Source organism: Acidobacteriota bacterium (assembly GCA_026707545.1).
GTDB lineage: Bacteria > Acidobacteriota > Thermoanaerobaculia > Multivoradales > Multivoraceae > Multivorans.
Genome location: JAPOWR010000001.1, coordinates 755,231 through 770,420 on the forward strand (window position 1 = coordinate 755,231; position 15,190 = coordinate 770,420).

General features: G+C 68.5%; 13 protein-coding genes. 7 read left to right on the forward strand and 6 right to left on the reverse strand.

Annotation, left to right across the window (positions count from 1 at the left end; all coding sequences use genetic code 11):
• The first annotated feature begins 24 nt into the window (after positions 1 to 24).
• From OXG83_03030 to OXG83_03045, 4 genes are read left to right on the forward strand one after another with little or no spacing between them, the layout of a single operon-like run.
• Positions 25 to 1,320: an amidohydrolase gene (locus tag OXG83_03030; protein ID MCY3963989.1), complete on the forward strand. Its 1,296-nt coding sequence runs from the start codon at positions 25 to 27 to the stop codon at positions 1,318 to 1,320.
• Entirely contained in the window at positions 1,321 to 1,989 is a 669-nt protein-coding gene (nth, locus tag OXG83_03035; protein MCY3963990.1) for an endonuclease III, read from the forward strand.
• Positions 1,990 to 2,005: 16 nt separating this feature from the next.
• Entirely contained in the window at positions 2,006 to 4,870 is a 2,865-nt protein-coding gene (locus OXG83_03040) for an amidohydrolase family protein (GenBank protein ID MCY3963991.1), read from the forward strand.
• Positions 4,867 to 6,168: an amidohydrolase family protein gene (locus tag OXG83_03045; GenBank protein ID MCY3963992.1), complete on the forward strand. Its 1,302-nt coding sequence runs from the start codon at positions 4,867 to 4,869 to the stop codon at positions 6,166 to 6,168. The genes OXG83_03040 and OXG83_03045 overlap by 4 nt, the downstream gene beginning before the upstream one ends.
• 20 nt (positions 6,169 to 6,188) lie before the next feature.
• Here the strand turns inward: OXG83_03045 and OXG83_03050 are convergent, their stop codons facing one another.
• The 5 genes from OXG83_03050 to OXG83_03070 form a co-directional block, all read right to left on the reverse strand.
• Positions 6,189 to 6,728 carry an OmpH family outer membrane protein gene (locus OXG83_03050; GenBank protein ID MCY3963993.1) on the reverse strand — a complete coding sequence of 180 codons (540 nt, stop codon included), beginning with the start codon at positions 6,726 to 6,728 and terminating at the stop codon, positions 6,189 to 6,191.
• Positions 6,725 to 7,066 carry a DUF1820 family protein gene (locus OXG83_03055; GenBank protein MCY3963994.1) on the reverse strand — a complete coding sequence of 114 codons (342 nt, stop codon included), beginning with the start codon at positions 7,064 to 7,066 and terminating at the stop codon, positions 6,725 to 6,727. The genes OXG83_03050 and OXG83_03055 overlap by 4 nt, the downstream gene beginning before the upstream one ends.
• 4 nt (positions 7,067 to 7,070) lie before the next feature.
• Positions 7,071 to 8,459 (reverse strand): S1 RNA-binding domain-containing protein, encoded by a 1,389-nt coding sequence (locus OXG83_03060; protein ID MCY3963995.1) that lies wholly within the window; start codon positions 8,457 to 8,459, stop codon positions 7,071 to 7,073.
• A 164-nt stretch (positions 8,460 to 8,623) separates the two neighbouring features.
• Positions 8,624 to 9,091, reverse strand: coding sequence for an Hsp20/alpha crystallin family protein (locus OXG83_03065; GenBank protein MCY3963996.1), 468 nt, complete (start codon positions 9,089 to 9,091; stop codon positions 8,624 to 8,626).
• A gap of 137 nt (positions 9,092 to 9,228) precedes the next feature.
• Entirely contained in the window at positions 9,229 to 10,005 is a 777-nt protein-coding gene (locus OXG83_03070; GenBank protein MCY3963997.1) for a Sir2 family NAD-dependent protein deacetylase, read from the reverse strand.
• A 124-nt stretch (positions 10,006 to 10,129) separates the two neighbouring features.
• Here OXG83_03070 and OXG83_03075 point away from each other — a divergent pair, with 124 nt between their 5' ends.
• The 3 genes from OXG83_03075 to OXG83_03085 all read left to right on the forward strand — a co-directional run bounded on the left by OXG83_03075 (position 10,130) and on the right by OXG83_03085 (position 13,215).
• Positions 10,130 to 10,960, forward strand: coding sequence for a MoxR family ATPase (locus OXG83_03075; protein MCY3963998.1), 831 nt, complete (start codon positions 10,130 to 10,132; stop codon positions 10,958 to 10,960).
• Between the two features lie 32 nt (positions 10,961 to 10,992).
• Positions 10,993 to 12,186: a VWA domain-containing protein gene (locus OXG83_03080; protein ID MCY3963999.1), complete on the forward strand. Its 1,194-nt coding sequence runs from the start codon at positions 10,993 to 10,995 to the stop codon at positions 12,184 to 12,186.
• A gap of 75 nt (positions 12,187 to 12,261) precedes the next feature.
• Positions 12,262 to 13,215 (forward strand): DUF3014 domain-containing protein, encoded by a 954-nt coding sequence (locus OXG83_03085; protein MCY3964000.1) that lies wholly within the window; start codon positions 12,262 to 12,264, stop codon positions 13,213 to 13,215.
• Between the two features lie 18 nt (positions 13,216 to 13,233).
• On the opposite strand, the gene OXG83_03090 is transcribed toward OXG83_03085, so the two are convergent.
• Complete coding sequence (locus tag OXG83_03090) at positions 13,234 to 14,826, reverse strand: FGGY-family carbohydrate kinase (protein MCY3964001.1); 1,593 nt, start codon at positions 14,824 to 14,826, stop codon at positions 13,234 to 13,236.
• Between the last annotated feature and the right edge of the window lie 364 nt (positions 14,827 to 15,190).

The following is a 15,190-nucleotide window of genomic DNA, read 5'->3' on the forward strand; positions in this document are numbered from 1 at the left end:
TCCTTGCTATCCATAGTGCTTCTGTTGCCGACGCTCCTCGGAGGGCCCGCGGCGGCTGCCGCCGAGGACCTGTCCGACGCCATCGCCGAGGACTACAGGAACGAACTGAAATCGCTCTTCGAGCACTTCCACCGCAACCCTGAGCTCTCCTTCCTGGAGCACGAGACGGCCGCCCGCCTGGCGGATGAACTCCGCAAGTCGGGCGTTGAGGTGACGGAGGGGATCGGCCGCACGGGAATCGTCGGCATGATGGAGAACGGCGACGGCCCGCTGGTCCTCGTGAGGGCCGACATGGACGGCCTGCCGGTGGCGGAGAAGTCCGAGCTGCCCTACGCCTCGACGGTCACCCAGATCGACCTCTCGGGCGAGGAAGTCCCGGTCATGCACGCGTGCGGACACGACATGCACATCACGACCATGGTCGGCGTGGCGAGGCGGCTCGCCGCGATGCGCGACCGGTGGTCGGGCACGGTCATGTTCGTCGGCCAGCCGGCGGAAGAGCGGATCATGGGCGCCCGCGAGATGCTGGAGGACGGCCTGTACGAGCGCTTCGGCGTGCCGGACTACGCGTTGGCGCTCCACGTCTCGGCGGGCAGGCCGGCGGGGAAGATCGAGGTGCCGCCGGGCCTGCTCGCGTCGTCCTCGGACAGCGTCGACATCACGGTGTTCGGAGTCGGCGCGCACGGGGCGTCGCCGCACCGGGGCAAGGACCCGATCTACATCGCGGCGCAGCTCGTCGTCGCGCTCCAGGGCATCGTCAGCCGCGAGCTCAACCCGCTCGACCCCGGTGTCGTGACGGTTGGCGCGATCCACGGCGGCTTCAAGCACAACGTGATCCCGGACCGGGTGGAACTGCAGCTCACGGTGCGGGCGAACAACGAGGAGACGCGGGAGCAGTTGCTGTCGGCGATTGAGAGGATCGCGGAGGGTGTCGGCAGGGCGGCCGGCCTTCCGGCCCCGTTGCTGCCGAAGGTGGTGCGCACGAAGGAATCGACGCCGGTCACCATGAACGACCCGGAGCTTGCGGCGCGGGTGCGGGCCGCGATCGCCGCCGGCATGGGCGATGACGTGTTCTACAGCGCGCCTCCCTCGGGCATGGGCGCCGAGGACTTCGCGTACTTCGTCCGCACGGAGCACAAGGTGCCCGGCACCTACTTCAACGTCGGCGGCACGGACCCTGCCGACCTGGAAGCGGAGGAGGCCGGCGGACCGCCGGTGCCGGGACACCACTCGCCCTTCTTCCGGATCGAACCCGAGCCGTCGATCCGCGCCGGAGTCGAGGCGATGACGCTGGCGGTGCTCGACCTGCTGCGACCGTAGATGGTGGAAGCGGAGGGGGCTTTCGAACGGATCCCGGAGCCGGCGCTCCAGGAGGTGCTCGCCGAACTGGAGCGGCTGTACCCGGACGCGGACTGCGAACTCCGGCACGAGAACGCGCTTCAACTCCTGATCGCGACGATCCTCTCCGCCCAGTCGACCGATGTGAGGGTCAACCTCGTGACGGAAACGCTGTTCAGGCGCTATCGGACCGCCGAGGACTTCGCGAACGCGGACCCGATCGTTTTCGAGCAGGAGATTCGCAGCACCGGCTTCTTCCGCAACAAGACGAAGAGCGTTCTCGGTGCCGCGCGGAAGATCGTGGACGAGTTCGGCGGCGAGGTGCCGGACACGATGGAGGACCTGATCACCCTTCCCGGCGTGGCGCGCAAGACGGCGAACGTGGTGCTTGGCACCTGGTTCAGGAAGCCGGTCGGCGTCGTGGTCGACACGCATATCGGCCGCCTTGCCCGGCGCCTGGGCATCAGCCCCGAAAAGGATGCGGTCAAGGTCGAGCGGGACCTGATGAACCGGCTGCCGCAGGACACGTGGATCTTCATGGGCCACGCGATCATCTGGCATGGGCGTCGCGTCTGCTCAGCGCGACGGCCCGACTGCGCAAACTGCACGCTGGCCGATTGGTGTCCGCGCAACGGCTTGCCGGACTGCTAGGCTCCCGCGGTTCGCCATGGAGTTGATCGCCACGACCGGACGGGCGCTTCGGTTGGCAGCCGCAGGGGTGCTGGTCGCCCTGCCGCTCCTTGCCGGTCCTCCTCCGGAGCCGCCTCCCTTCTACGCCATCGAGGGCGTGCGGGTCGAGGTCGGCGACGGTACGGTCCTTGAAGAGGCAACCGTCGTCATCGAGAACGGCACGATCACAGCCGTTGCCGAGGACGTTGCGATCCCTGCTCACGCCTGGGTCATCGACGGCGAGGGACTCACGGTCTACCCGGGCCTGATCGACGCGATGGGAAGTCTCCCGCAGCCTCGGCGTCCTCCCGGCGGTCCGGGCGCCGGCGCGCCGACGCCCGGCGGCCAGCGGCGCCGGTCGGACCCCGACCGGGCCCTGCCTCGCGGCCCGGAGGATCGCCCGCTGACGACCCCCTGGAAGCGGGCGGCCGACGACCTCACGCTGGACGCGGAGGCGGTCGAGGACTGGCGGAAGGCCGGTGTCACCTCGATCGCGGCAAGGCCGGGCGACGGGCTGTTCCCGGGCCGGCTGTCCCTGGTTCGGCTGGGCGCGCCCGGTCGCGACGCGGAACATCAGGTGGTCGCCCCCGAACTGGCCCAGGTGGCCTCCCTTAGCAGTGGCGGCGGCTTCGGCTCCTATCCCGGCGCTCTGATGGGCCGGGTCGCCTACTTCCGGCAGTTGCTCCTGGACGCGGCCCACTACGCCGCCGCGACTGGCGCCTACGAGGCCGATCCCTCCGGCTGGCGGCGGCCGGAGTTCGATCGAACCCTGGCGCCGCTGGCGGCTGTCGCCTCGGGAGAGGAACGGATCCTCCTGCCGGGCTCGAGCGCGGTCGAGATCAACCGGGCGCTCCGGCTCGGAGAGGAACTCGGTCTCGACTTCGCGTTGTACGGCGGCCAGGAAGGCTATCGCCTCGCCGGCGAGCTCGCGGATGCCGGCGTGGCGGTGCTCGCCTTTGTCGACTGGCCCGAGCCTCTGCCGGAGCGTGACCGGGATCCGGACGCGGACCGGCCGCTTCGCGAGATCCTCCACGAGCGGCTGGCGCCGACGACGCCGGTCGAACTGGCCGAGGCCGGCGTGCAGTTCGCGCTCGGTTCCGGCGGCGCGAACAGCGCGGACGACTTCCTGGCCGGCGTGCGCCGGGCGATCGAGGGCGGCCTCGAACCGGCGCGGGCGCTTCAGGCACTTACCCGGGACGCGGCGGCGGTGCACGGTCTAGATGACCGAATCGGCACGGTGGCCGCCGGAATGGCGGCGGACCTCGTGCTGGCCGACGGCTACCCGTGGCAGGAGTCGAGCCGGGTCGAGGCGGTGTTCATCGACGGCGTCCGGTACGCCGTATCGGACGGTGAAGACGCCGAGGACGAAGGGGACCACGGCGGGAGCGAAGAGACCGCCGCGGAAAGCACATCCGAGGCGGAAACGGCCGAGGAGGCCGAAGAACCGGAGGAACCGCGACGGCGGGGACGCGGTCCTCGCGGTCCGGGTGGTCCACGCGGCGGGTCGAGCGAAGCGCCCGCACCGATGCGGCTGGCCGAAGTGGCGGAGAAGCACGCGGAACTCGCCGGCGACGCGATGGTGCCGATGACCGGTCCCTATCGCGAGGACGACGTGCTGGCGATCACGGGCGCCACCGTCCTGACGATGGCGGGCGAGACGATCGAGAACGGCACGGTGGTCGTTCGGGATGGCCGGATCGCCAGGGTCGGCAGCGGCCTCAGGCCGCCCCGTGGCGCGCACGTGATCGACGCCCGGGGACGCTACGTGATGCCGGGCATCTTCGATGCCCACTCGCACATCGCGACCGCGGGGGGTGTCAACGAGGGCAGCCTGGCGGTGACCGCGATGGTGCGGATCGAGGACGTCGTCGATCCGACCGACGTCGCGATCTACCGGGCGCTCGCAGGCGGCGTCACGACGATCAACGTGCTCCACGGCAGCGCGAATCCGATCGGCGGCCAGAACCAGGTGCTGAAGCTCCGCTGGGGCCAGGACGCCGACGGCATGCGTTTCGAGGGTGCAGCGCCGGGCATCAAGTTCGCGCTCGGCGAGAACCCGAAGCGGTCACGGTCCTTCGGGCCGGGGCCGCGCCGCTACCCGGCGACCCGGATGGGTGTCCTCGATGTCATCCGGGAAGCGTTCACCGAGGCCGCCGAGTACCGGGACGCATGGGCGCGTCATCGCGCGGCGGAAGCCGCCGGCGAACGCAGCCGGCCGCCCGCGCGCGACCTCGAGCTCGAGGCGCTGGTCGAGATCCTGGAGGGTGAACGCCTGGTGCACGCCCACAGCTACCGGGCCGATGAGATCCTCCAGTTGCTGCGGCTGGCCGAAGAACTCGGCTTCCGGATCGCCACGCTCCAGCACGTGCTGGAGGGCTACCGGGTGGCGGACGAGATCGCGGCCCACGGCGCCGGCGCGTCCACCTTCTCCGACTGGTGGGCCTACAAGGTAGAGGCCTACGAGGCGATTCCCCACAACGCGGCCCTGATGGCGGATCGCGGCGTTCTGGTCTCGGTCAACTCGGACGACGCGGAGGAGATGCGCCACCTGAACCACGAGGCGGCCAAGGCCGTCAGGTGGGGCGGTCTCTCCGACGACGCGGCGCTCGCCCTGGTCACGATCAACCCCGCCCGGCAGTTCGGCATCGACGGCCGCGTGGGTTCGATCGAGGTCGGCAAGGACGCCGATCTCGTGATCTACGACCGGCATCCGCTGAGTTCCTACGCCGTCGTGCAGACCACTCTCGTGGACGGCAAGGTCTACTTCGACCGCGAACTGGACCGGTTCCGGCGGGAGCAGTTGGCCGCGCTGGAGCAGTCGTTGACCGAGCCCGCGAGTGAGGACGGCGGAGACGAGCCATGACCCGTGCGTACGGCAGGAGCGCCGTGGCGGCGACGCTGGCGCTGGCCCTGGCGGCCTTCGGCGGGCCGGCGGCCGCCCAGACGCTGGCGATCGAGGGCGGCACGGTGCACCCCGTTTCGGGCGCTTCCTACACCGGCACGGTCGTCGTGCGGGACGGCGTGATCGAGGCGGCCGGTTCGGGTGTCGCGACGCCGAGGGGCGCCGAAGTGATCGACGCTCGCGGCCTGCACGTCTATCCCGGGCTGTTCAATGCCTGGACCGTTCTCGGCCTGGTGGAGATCGACTCGATCTCCGCCACGCTGGACCAGGAGGAGCTGGGCGACACGCCGCATCTGCTCGCGATCGAGGGGGTTCATCCCGCGAGCGAGATCATTCCGGTGACCAGGGAGAACGGCACCACGCACGCGTTGACGGCGCCCAGCGGCGGACCCTGGGCGGGCCAGGCGTCGGTCATCCTCCTCGACGGCTGGACGGTGGAGGAGATGGAAGTCGAGAAGAGTGTCGGCGTGGTGCTCGAGTGGCCGAGCCTCGCGACCCGGGAGTTCGACTTCTCGACCTTCAGCGTCCGGGAGAAGAAGTTCTCCGAGGCGAAGCGGGACTACGACCGGACGGTTGACGAGCTCGGCGACTGGATCGAGGCGGCACGCCAGTACGACCACACGCGCTCGAACGCCGGTTCCGCTGCGGCGGTGGAGCAGGATCACGCCCTCGAGGCCGTAGCAAGGGTGGCGCGTGGCGAACTGCCGCTCCTGGTCGTCGCCGATCGGGCCCGGGCGATTCGTGACGCCGTATCGTTCGCTGAAGAACACGGTCTGCAGCTCGTCGTGGCCTCGGGACGCGACGCGGCGAAGGAGGCGGATCTGCTCGCCGAGAAAAAGGTGCCGGTCATCCTCAACTCGGTGCAGGCGCTGCCGGTAGAGGAGGACGACCCGTACGACGGCCCCTTCGCCGCGCCGGGCGAACTCCATCGCGCCGGCGTTCCGATTGCCTTCGGCACCTTCGACGCGTCGAACGCTAGGGCCCTGCCGTACGAGGCGGCGACCGCAGTCGCTTTCGGCCTCGAAGCCGAGGCGGCGCTTCGGGCTCTGACACTGGGCGCGGCGGAGATCCTGGGCCTTGACGATCGTCTGGGCTCGATCGACCCGGGCAAGTGGGCGAACCTGATCGTCACCGACGGCGACCCGCTGGAGGTCCGGACCGGAGTCCGCCACGTGATCGTCCGCGGCCGCGACGTCGACCTGTCGAACCGGCACAGCCGGTCGTACGAGCTGTACCGCGGGCGCCCGGCGCCTCCGTAGCCGCGACGCGCGGCCGGGCTCTACTCTTCCGGGCTGGATTCGGCCTGCTGCTCCTGCGCCTGGAGCATCTCGATGACACGTGGGGTCAGGTCGACGCGGGCGCTGGCGTGGAGTACGCCACCGATGCTGGCGTTCAGGATCAGGTCGTAGCCGTTCTCGTCGATCAGGCGCTGAATGATCGGACGCAGCCGCTCGTTGATCTGCTGCAGCGTCTGTTCCTCCCTGCTCGACGCGCGACGTTGTGCATCGTCGGCCAGGCGTTGCGACTCGCGTTGCAGATCCTCGATCTGGTGCTGGATGTTGCGCAGTTCATCCGGTCCCTTGCCGGGAGCGCTCTGACGCAGCGTCTCGACCTGTCTGGCGTTCGTTTCGATGGCTGCCCGGGTTTGCGTCTCGACCTGCTGGAGGAATTCCCGAAGCTGCTTGCCCTCGGCGGATTCGGCGACCACGAGCTCGACGTTGACGATCGCGACGCGTACCGCGTCCTGGGCGAAAGCGGACGGAGCGGCCGCGATCAGCAGCAGGGCAGGTAGGAAGCGGGCGAGGTGACGACGGGTCATTGGGACTCTCCACCGGGCGTGTAGATCGGCATCGGAAACGGGGTGACCTTCCGGCTCTCCCGCCGTTCGAGATCGCGGATGCGGGCCGTGCCCTGCTTCGTGACCTGATCGATGCGCAGCACGGAGTGCATGGGCAGGTAGGTGCGGCGGACGCCGCTGAACTCGCGCTGCAGCCGTTCTTCCGAAGGATCGACAACGACCTGGGTCTTCTCGCCGAACACGAGTTCGCCGATCTCGACGAAACCGAGGAGGCCGCCCTGGGAAACCGAGCGGGCGTATACCTCGTAGACCTCGCCCTGGCTCAGGAACGTCACCCGGTAGATCAGGTCGTCGGACACGGGTTCACTTGGACTGCTGGAGTTTGGCGAAGGCTGAGGCCATCACGTTCAGGCCGGCGGGTTTCTTCTGACGCTTGCGGTAGTTCTTGTAGTCCGCCTTGGTGCCGACGAGCTGCGAACCGACCGGCGCCAGGCCCAGGCGGCGGCGCTTGCGGTCGATGCTCTCGATGAGGACCTTGATCTGGCGCCCGGGCGGGTAGGCGCGCTGCGCCTGGCTGCCCTCCGGGAGAGTGACCGCCGACATCGGCAGCAGACCGGTCAGGCCTGGTTCGAGCTGGATGAAGATGCCGAAGCGCGACACCTGCTCGACCCTTCCCTCGACCTCGGCACCCTCCACGTACTGCTTTCCGAGGTTCTTCCAGGGGTCGTCCGCCGGCACCTCGCGGAGGGATAGCGCGATTCGGCGCTTCCTTGGGGTCGCCTCGACCACCCATCCCTCGACCTCTTCGCCGGTCGCGAACTCTGGTGCGCTCATCTGCTTCCCGATCGGCAGTTGGGACGTATGCACGAGGCCGTCGAGGCCCGGGGCCAACTCGACGAAGAGGCCAAACTCGCTGTGACGCACCACCTTGCCCTTGAACTTCTCGCCGGCGGTGAAGTTCTTCGCCGTCTCCTTCCAGGGGTCGGCCTCCAGCGCCTTCATGGACAGCGAGATGCGGGCGCTGCGCTTGCCGTTCTTCTTCTCGACCTTCGTCACGACCGCTTCCACGCGCTGCCCGACCTTCAACAGGTCGCCGGGCTCTCCCGACCGGGTCCGGGAGATCTGGGTCCGGTGGACGAGGCCGCCGAGTCCGCCTCCCAGATCGACGAAGGCGCCGAAGTCGGTCACCGAGGTCACCTTGCCGCTGACCGGTTCGCGCGACTCCTGCTTGGCGCGAATCTCGTCGAGCGCGCGCTTCCGCTCGTTGCGGATGGCCGGTCGGCGGGTCAGCACGATCCGGCGGCCTGCCTCCTTGATCTCGAGGACGTGGAAGACGTACGTGTTGTTCACGTACTGGGCCGGTGGCTTGGGCCGGTTGCCGAGTTCCATCAGCGACCGCGGACAGAAGGTCGTGGCGCCTTCCGAGACGATGTGGAAGCCGCCCTTGTTCCAGCCGATGACCTTGCCCTCGACCGGGTTCTTCGCCTCGAGCGCGGCGGCGAAGGGGATGGCCGCGGCGGCCAGCTCGACCTGCGGCGCCGGCTCCTCGACCTGCGGCGCCGGCTCCTCGACCTGCGGCGCCGGCTCCTCGACCTGCGGTGCCGCCTCCTCGATCTGCGGTGCCGCCTCCTCGATCTGCGGTGCCGCCTCCTCGATCTGCTGCTCAGACTCCTCGACCTGCGCCGCCGGCTCAGGGGGCGCCTCGCCGGCCGCCGGTGCCTGAGCGAGCGGTGGATCGTTCGTCTCAGTCATGGTGTTGGCGGAGGAAACAGGGCCGCGGCTTCGGGGCGCGGGTACGGCGGGCGGGCCGGGCCACGGATTGTAGCAGTCCGCACCGGAACACACGGTGTGGGCAACAAGAAAGGGCTCCGCCGAAGCGGAGCCCTTCTCATCATCGAGACCTCGTTGCAGTCGGATCAGGCGATCTCGATCTTCCTCGCCTTGGCCTCCTCGGCCTTCGGGATGACGACGTTCAGCACGCCGTTCTCGAACTCGGCGGTGACGGCCGCGGCGTCGACATCGGCGGGCAGGTGGAAGCGCCGGGCGAAGCGACCGTGGACGCGCTCGATACGGTCCGCGCTCTTCGTGTCGCGCTGGATGTGACGCTCACCGGACAGGGTGAGGACGTGATCCTCGACCGTCAGTTCGATGTCCTTCCGGGACAGGCCGGGGAGATCGACGGTCAGGGTGTAGGCGTCCTCGGTCTGAGTGAGGTCCGCGGCGGGGGACCAGGTCGGGGCCGCGGCCTCGGCGCCGTCGTGGCCCGTGAAGCGGGTCAGGACGGGCGAGAAGAAGTCGTCGAGCATCGCCTTGTCGAAGAGAGGCTCGAAGGCCCCGATCAGGGGGCGGCGGAAGGGAGTGCGATGAATCAGGCTGCGAGTCATGGGTTCTTGTCCTCCGTTGGTTGATCTCTGAAGTTCGTCGGTTGGCTTGCTGGCCCCGACGACCACGGAGTATGAGTAAAGAACGCGCAGATGTCAAGTACCTGATGGTGAAACCATCAAATCCTAGTGTCGATCTACTAGTTTGGCAGGGTGGCGCCGGTGATCGCGCCCAGAGTCGGACCGATCTCGGCGTGGAGCACCAGGTCGGCGATGCCATCCAGGTCGGTGGCTTCGCGGTTCAGGATGACGAGCCGGGCGCCTACCTGCTTGGCCAGGGCGGGGAAGCCTGCGGCCGGGTAGACGACCAGGGAGCTGCCGATCGCCAGGAAGAGGTCGGCTGCCAGGGTCGCCTCGTGGGCGCGGCGCATGGCGACTTCGGGCATCGCCTGGCCGAACGAGATCGTGGCGGTCTTGATGATGCCGCCGCAGGGGGCGCCCGATGCGACCTGCCGGGTGCAGACCGGCAGTTCCTCGCGCTCGCGGAAGGCGGCGACGATGGGTTCGAGTTCGTAGCGCTGGCGGCAGTCGAGGCAGGCCGCGTAGGTCGCGTTGCCGTGCAGCTCGATCACCTCGTCGTCGGGGATGCCGGATTCCTGGTGCAGGCCGTCGACGTTCTGCGTGATCACGGCGTGGAGCTTGCCCAGGCGGCGGAGTTCGGCGAGGGCCAGGTGACCGCGGTTCGGCTTCGCCTTCGACATCGTCCGGTCGCTGCCGATCTTGCGCCGCCACGACTCGCGGCGCGCCTCCTCGGAGGCGACGAACTCTCCAAAATCGATCGGCTTGTACTTCGTCCAGATGCCCCCCGGACTGCGGAAGTCGGGGATGCCCGATTCGGTGCTGATGCCCGCGCCGGTGAACGCGACGATCCGGGTCGCTTCCTCGATCAGGCGTCCGAGTTCTTCAGTCTGACTCATCGCGATCTCCCATGGTTGGCGACGCTACGGGCTGTTCTCTACCGACCGGTCGGTCTGTTACACTGCTGACCGCCCGTTATTGCAACTGGATCGAACCCGCACAGCCGGAGGATAGGGAGTGAGTATGTCCTTTCACAGCTTCACAGGCACGGATACCTACCTCGCTGCGCCAGAACTCCGGGACTCGGTGAACGTCTCGGCGGCCCTCGAGAAGCCGCTCCTGGTTCGCGGCGAGCCCGGCACCGGCAAGACGGTGCTCGCCGAGGCGATCGCCGAGAACCTGGTGATGGAACTCCTGACCTGGAACATCAAGTCGACGAGCAAGGCGCAGGAGGGTCTCTACGTCTACGACACGGTGCAGCGGCTCAACGACGCCCGCTTCGGCGACAAGGACATCACGGACATTTCCCAGTACATCAAGTACGGCCCGCTCGGGCAGTCCTTCCTCGCCCAGCAGCGGGTCGTGCTGCTGATCGACGAGATCGACAAGGCCGACATGGAGTTTCCCAACGACCTCCTGCACGAGCTGGATCGGATGAGCTTCTTCGTGAACGAGACCGGCAGGCACCATGTCGCGAAGTTCCGGCCGATCGTGGTCATCACCTCGAACAACGAGAAGGAGTTGCCGGACGCGTTCCTGCGCCGGTGCGTGTTCCACTACATCGCGTTCCCGGACAAGGCCGAGATGGAGAACATCATCCGGGTCCACCACCCGGACGTCGAGGCCGAGTTGCTCCAGCAGGTCCTGCTGCGGTTCTACTGGCTGCGCGACCTGCCGGAGATTCGCAAGAAGCCATCCACCAGCGAGTTGATCGACTGGATCGCGGCGCTGCGACGGGGCGGTGTGAGCACGGAGTCGATCGAGAGTGAGCTACCCTTCCTGGGTGTGCTGATGAAGCGGGAGAACGACCTGGAGGCCGTGATGGCGGCTCACCGTCGCGGCCGGGTCAACTGATCTCCCCGTAGGCGCCGACCGGGCCGGACTCGATGTTCGTCGATTTCTTCTACCACTTGAGGGGCTACGGCCTGAAGGTGACGATCACGGAGTGGCTGTCACTGATGAAGGCCCTGGCGATCGGCTACAGCCGCGCGGATCTGCACGTCTTCTACAACCTGGCCCGGTGCCTGATGGTCAAGACGGAGGCGGACTTCGACAACTACGACCGTGCCTTCGCCTCGTTCTTCATGGGGGTCGAGAACCACTTCGACATCAGCGACGAACTGCTGGAGTGGCTGTCCAAGCCGGAGCTGCCACGCGAGCTGACCGAAGAGGAGCGGGCGAAGCTCGAGGCGCTCGACCTGGACGAACTCCGGGAGCGCTTCAAGGAACTGCTCGACGAGCAGAAGGAGCGCCACGACGGCGGCAATCGCTGGATCGGGACGGGCGGCATGTCCCCCTTCGGCCACGGCGGGGAGCACCCCACGGGGATACGGATCGGCGGCTCGGGCGGCGGCCGGTCCGCGGTGCAGGTGGCGACCGACCGCCGCTTTCGCAATCTGCGCTCGGACCGCATCCTCGACACCCGGCAGATCGGGTTGGCGCTTCGCCGGCTGCGCAAGCTGGACAAGGACGAGGGCCCCGAGGAACTGGACATCGACGAGACGATCGACAGCAGCGCCCGCAACGCCGGCGAGATCGATCTGGTGTTCCGTCCGCCGAAGCGCAACCGGATCAAGCTGTTGCTGCTGATCGACGTCGGCGGGTCGATGGATCCCCACACGCTGCTCTGCGAGCGGTTGTTCTCCGCGGCGCACAAGGCGAACCACTTCAAGAAGTTCGAGTTCAAGTTCTTCCACAACTGCGTGTACGAGAACCTGTACACGGACATCAGCCGCTGGAAGGGCGAGCCGACCTCGGAGATCCTGAAGCGTCTGGACCACACGTGGTCCGTCTGTCTGGTCGGCGATGCCTGGATGAGCCCCTACGAGTTGACCCATACCGGTGGCGCGATCGACTACTACCACAGCAACCAGGTCACGGGTCTCGACTGGCTCCGCAAGTTCCGTGACCGTTGCCCCAACTCGATCTGGCTCAATCCGGAACCGCGGCGCATCTGGAATGCTCCGACGATCCACCTGATCCGGCAGGTGTACCCGATGTTCGAGTTGACGATCGACGGCCTCACCGAGGGGATCGACGTTCTGCGGGGAATCCGGCCGAACCGCGCCCTGGCGGCCTGAGTCGGAACGCGGCGGGCGCCGCCGGTTCGAGGCGCCGGGGAATGGCCTGGCGGCCGTCAGGGTTAGACTGTCCAGATGGACGACAAACCGCCAGGAGGGGCGCCGTCGGACGACCTCGACTCGACGGGAAACGAGCCGGATCGCAGCGATCCGGTCTTCGACCTGCCAACGAGGCTGGGCCGGGAGCAGGCTCCCGACGAAACTGAGGGCGCGGACCCGTTCTTCGAAGACTCGCCCGGGGAGCCGCCGGAGCGTTCAGGGACGATCGCCGTCCTCGTCATCGCCGGCGTGATCCTGCTGGGCGGCGGCGCGGTGCTCTGGTGGTGGTTCAGCAGCCGCGCACAAGATCCGGTCGATCCGGACGCGGCGGCTGAGGTCGTCGAGCAACCGGCGGCCGCCGAACAGGATCCCACGCCCGCGCCCGCCGATCCCCCGGCTCCGGAAGCGCCGGCGCCTCCGGCTCTGTCCGAGAGCGACTCTCTGGTGCGGGACATCGTTGGCCGTCTGTCACAGCACGCACAGTGGCTCACATGGCTGGTTCCCGAGGAACTAGCGCTGAACTTCGTGCGTGCGGTCGGCGCGGTCGCCTACGACGAGCCGCCACAGTCGAGCCTGGAACCGCTCCGCCCGGAAGAGGGCTTCAGCGTCGTGCGGCGCGGCCAGCGCTTCTACCCGGCCGAGACGAGCTATCGCCGCTACGACCTGGCGGTCGAGGTCTTCGACTCGATCGACGTTGCCGGCGCCGCCGGCGCGTATGAGCGTCTGCAACCGCTGCTGGATCAGGCGCACAGCGAGCTCGGCCTACCGAACGAGTTCGGTGACACGCTGGAACTGGCGGTGACCAAGCTGCTTGCGACGCCGATTCCGGACGCGCCGCCTGAACTCCGGCTGCGGGTGATCAGCTTCGAGTACGTGGACCCCGGGCTCGAAGGCTTGAACCCGGCCCAGAAGCTCCTGTTGCGGCTTGGGCCGGACAACGGCGACCGCGTGCGGGCGAAGGTCCGGGAACTCTACGGCGCGCTGCCGTAGCTTGCGTTCCCGGAGGTCCTAGCGGCCGAGGGCCCGGCGTTGGGCTTCAGCGTACCGGGGCAGCATCCGGTCGTAGACGGCCACGGCTTCCGGGCGCGGTGATGCGGAGACGCCGGGTTTGCCTGCCGGCGGCAGCGGGTACGGTCTGCGGCCGGTAGCACGCAGGGCAGCGCCCAGGGCGGCGCCGTCGCTCACCTCGTACCCCTCGACGCGGCAGCCCAGGACATCGGCGGCGATCTGGAGGAGTTCCCGGTTCCGGGAGCCGCCGCCGGTCGCCAGGATCCGGCTGGGCCGCGTCGCCATCCACTCCGAGTTGAGCCGCATCGACAGGAACTGCCCCTCGACGACGGCGCGGCAGTTCCGGGCCGCCTGTTCCGGGGCGTCCGTGAGGCCGCCCAGCCGAACCACGCCCGGCGATGCCACGCGGGGGACGATCTCCGGTTCGAACCAGGGCAGCATCATCATGCCGTCGTTGCCGGGCGGCGTGTCGCGCAGCGCGTCTTCGAAGCCCGCCCAGTCGAGGCCGTAGCGGTCCCGTACTGCCTCGCGCGCGAGAGAACCGTTGCGGAAGCAGATCAGGCTCATTGGATGTCCGCTCGGCGCGATGAACACATGGCCATTGGCGTCGGGGTCGACGGCGACGTCGGCCAGCAGACAGAAGTAGGTGTCGCTCGTACCCAGGCTCAGCACGGCCTCGCCGGGTTCGCGGACGCCGACGCCCACCAGGGAGCAGGGGTTGTCGCCGGAGCCGATGATGACCTGGGCGTCCGGGGGCAGACTGTAGCGGGACACGAAGTAGGGAGCGATCGCTCCGACTGCGCTCCAGGGCGGCTGGGAGGGGAGGAGACGGCGCTCAAGTCCGGCTGTCGTGGCGGCCATCGCCTCGGTCGACCACTCCCGCCGCCGGATGTTGAGCAGGTTCATCCCGGAACCGTCCCCGTGGTCGATCGGCGTCAGCCGACCCGCCAGCACCGAAGTGACGAACGAACTGACCAGGCTGATGTGCTCGGTGTCGGCCCATGCCTCGGGCTCGGTGCGAGCAAAGCGCCGGATCTGGGGTCCGGTGAAACGCTCGAAGGCGTCGCTGCCGGTGAGTTCTGCGGTTACGCTTGCACCTCCGAGTGCCTGCCGGATCTCTTCGCACTCCCGGGCTGTGGAGGAATCGGTCCAGATCGGCGCCTCCGCTCGCGAGAGGAGAGGCTCGATCTGCTCGGCGAGGCTCCGGTCAGGTATCAGGGACCCAAGCACGGCGCCCGTTCCCGATCCAAGATAGACGGAGCCATGCTGCTGGCCCGACACCGAGACGCCGCGGATCTCGCGGCAAGCCTCGGGCCCAAGTTTCTCGAAGGCCAGGTCCAAGGCGTCGAGCCACATGCACGGTGGTACCCGTCCGATCGCCGGATCCTCGTTCGGAAGCTGGCCGTTGACGGTGCCGTACGCCGGAAGTTCCGAGTCGTAGTGCACGCCTACGCGAGAGACGATCCTGAGCGCTCGGTCCTCGACTCCACGTTCGGGTTGCGGCGCTTCAACCAGGATCGCGGTCAGGCTCTGGGTGCCGACGTCGATACCAAGGTACAGCGGAACACCGGAAGCACCGGCAGCGTGCGTCATCTCGGACGCCGGTGGAGCGTGGGGCCGTCAGGTGTGGAGCCGGCCGTTGGCCGGCGCGTGCCCTTGGCCGCCTTCGGCGGCAGCGGACCAGAGGGTCCGCGCACCCAGAGATACGGCTCGGCGTGTGGCTGTTCTCTACTGGAGATCACCTCGCGTCGCCGCGGACCTGATGCGTCTAGCCTGACGGGGGAGCGGAGGGGGCTGTCCCCCAGCGGACTCGAAGCGAGCGACGGCCGTGTCCGTGCGGCAACCGACGACTGACCGGAGCGAGCGGAGTGGAGCGAGCGCCGACCTTCCATTCTCCGACTGAGCGTGGACCCGGGTGGCGCGATCCGCGCCACCCGTGAACCAGTCCATGCGCCCG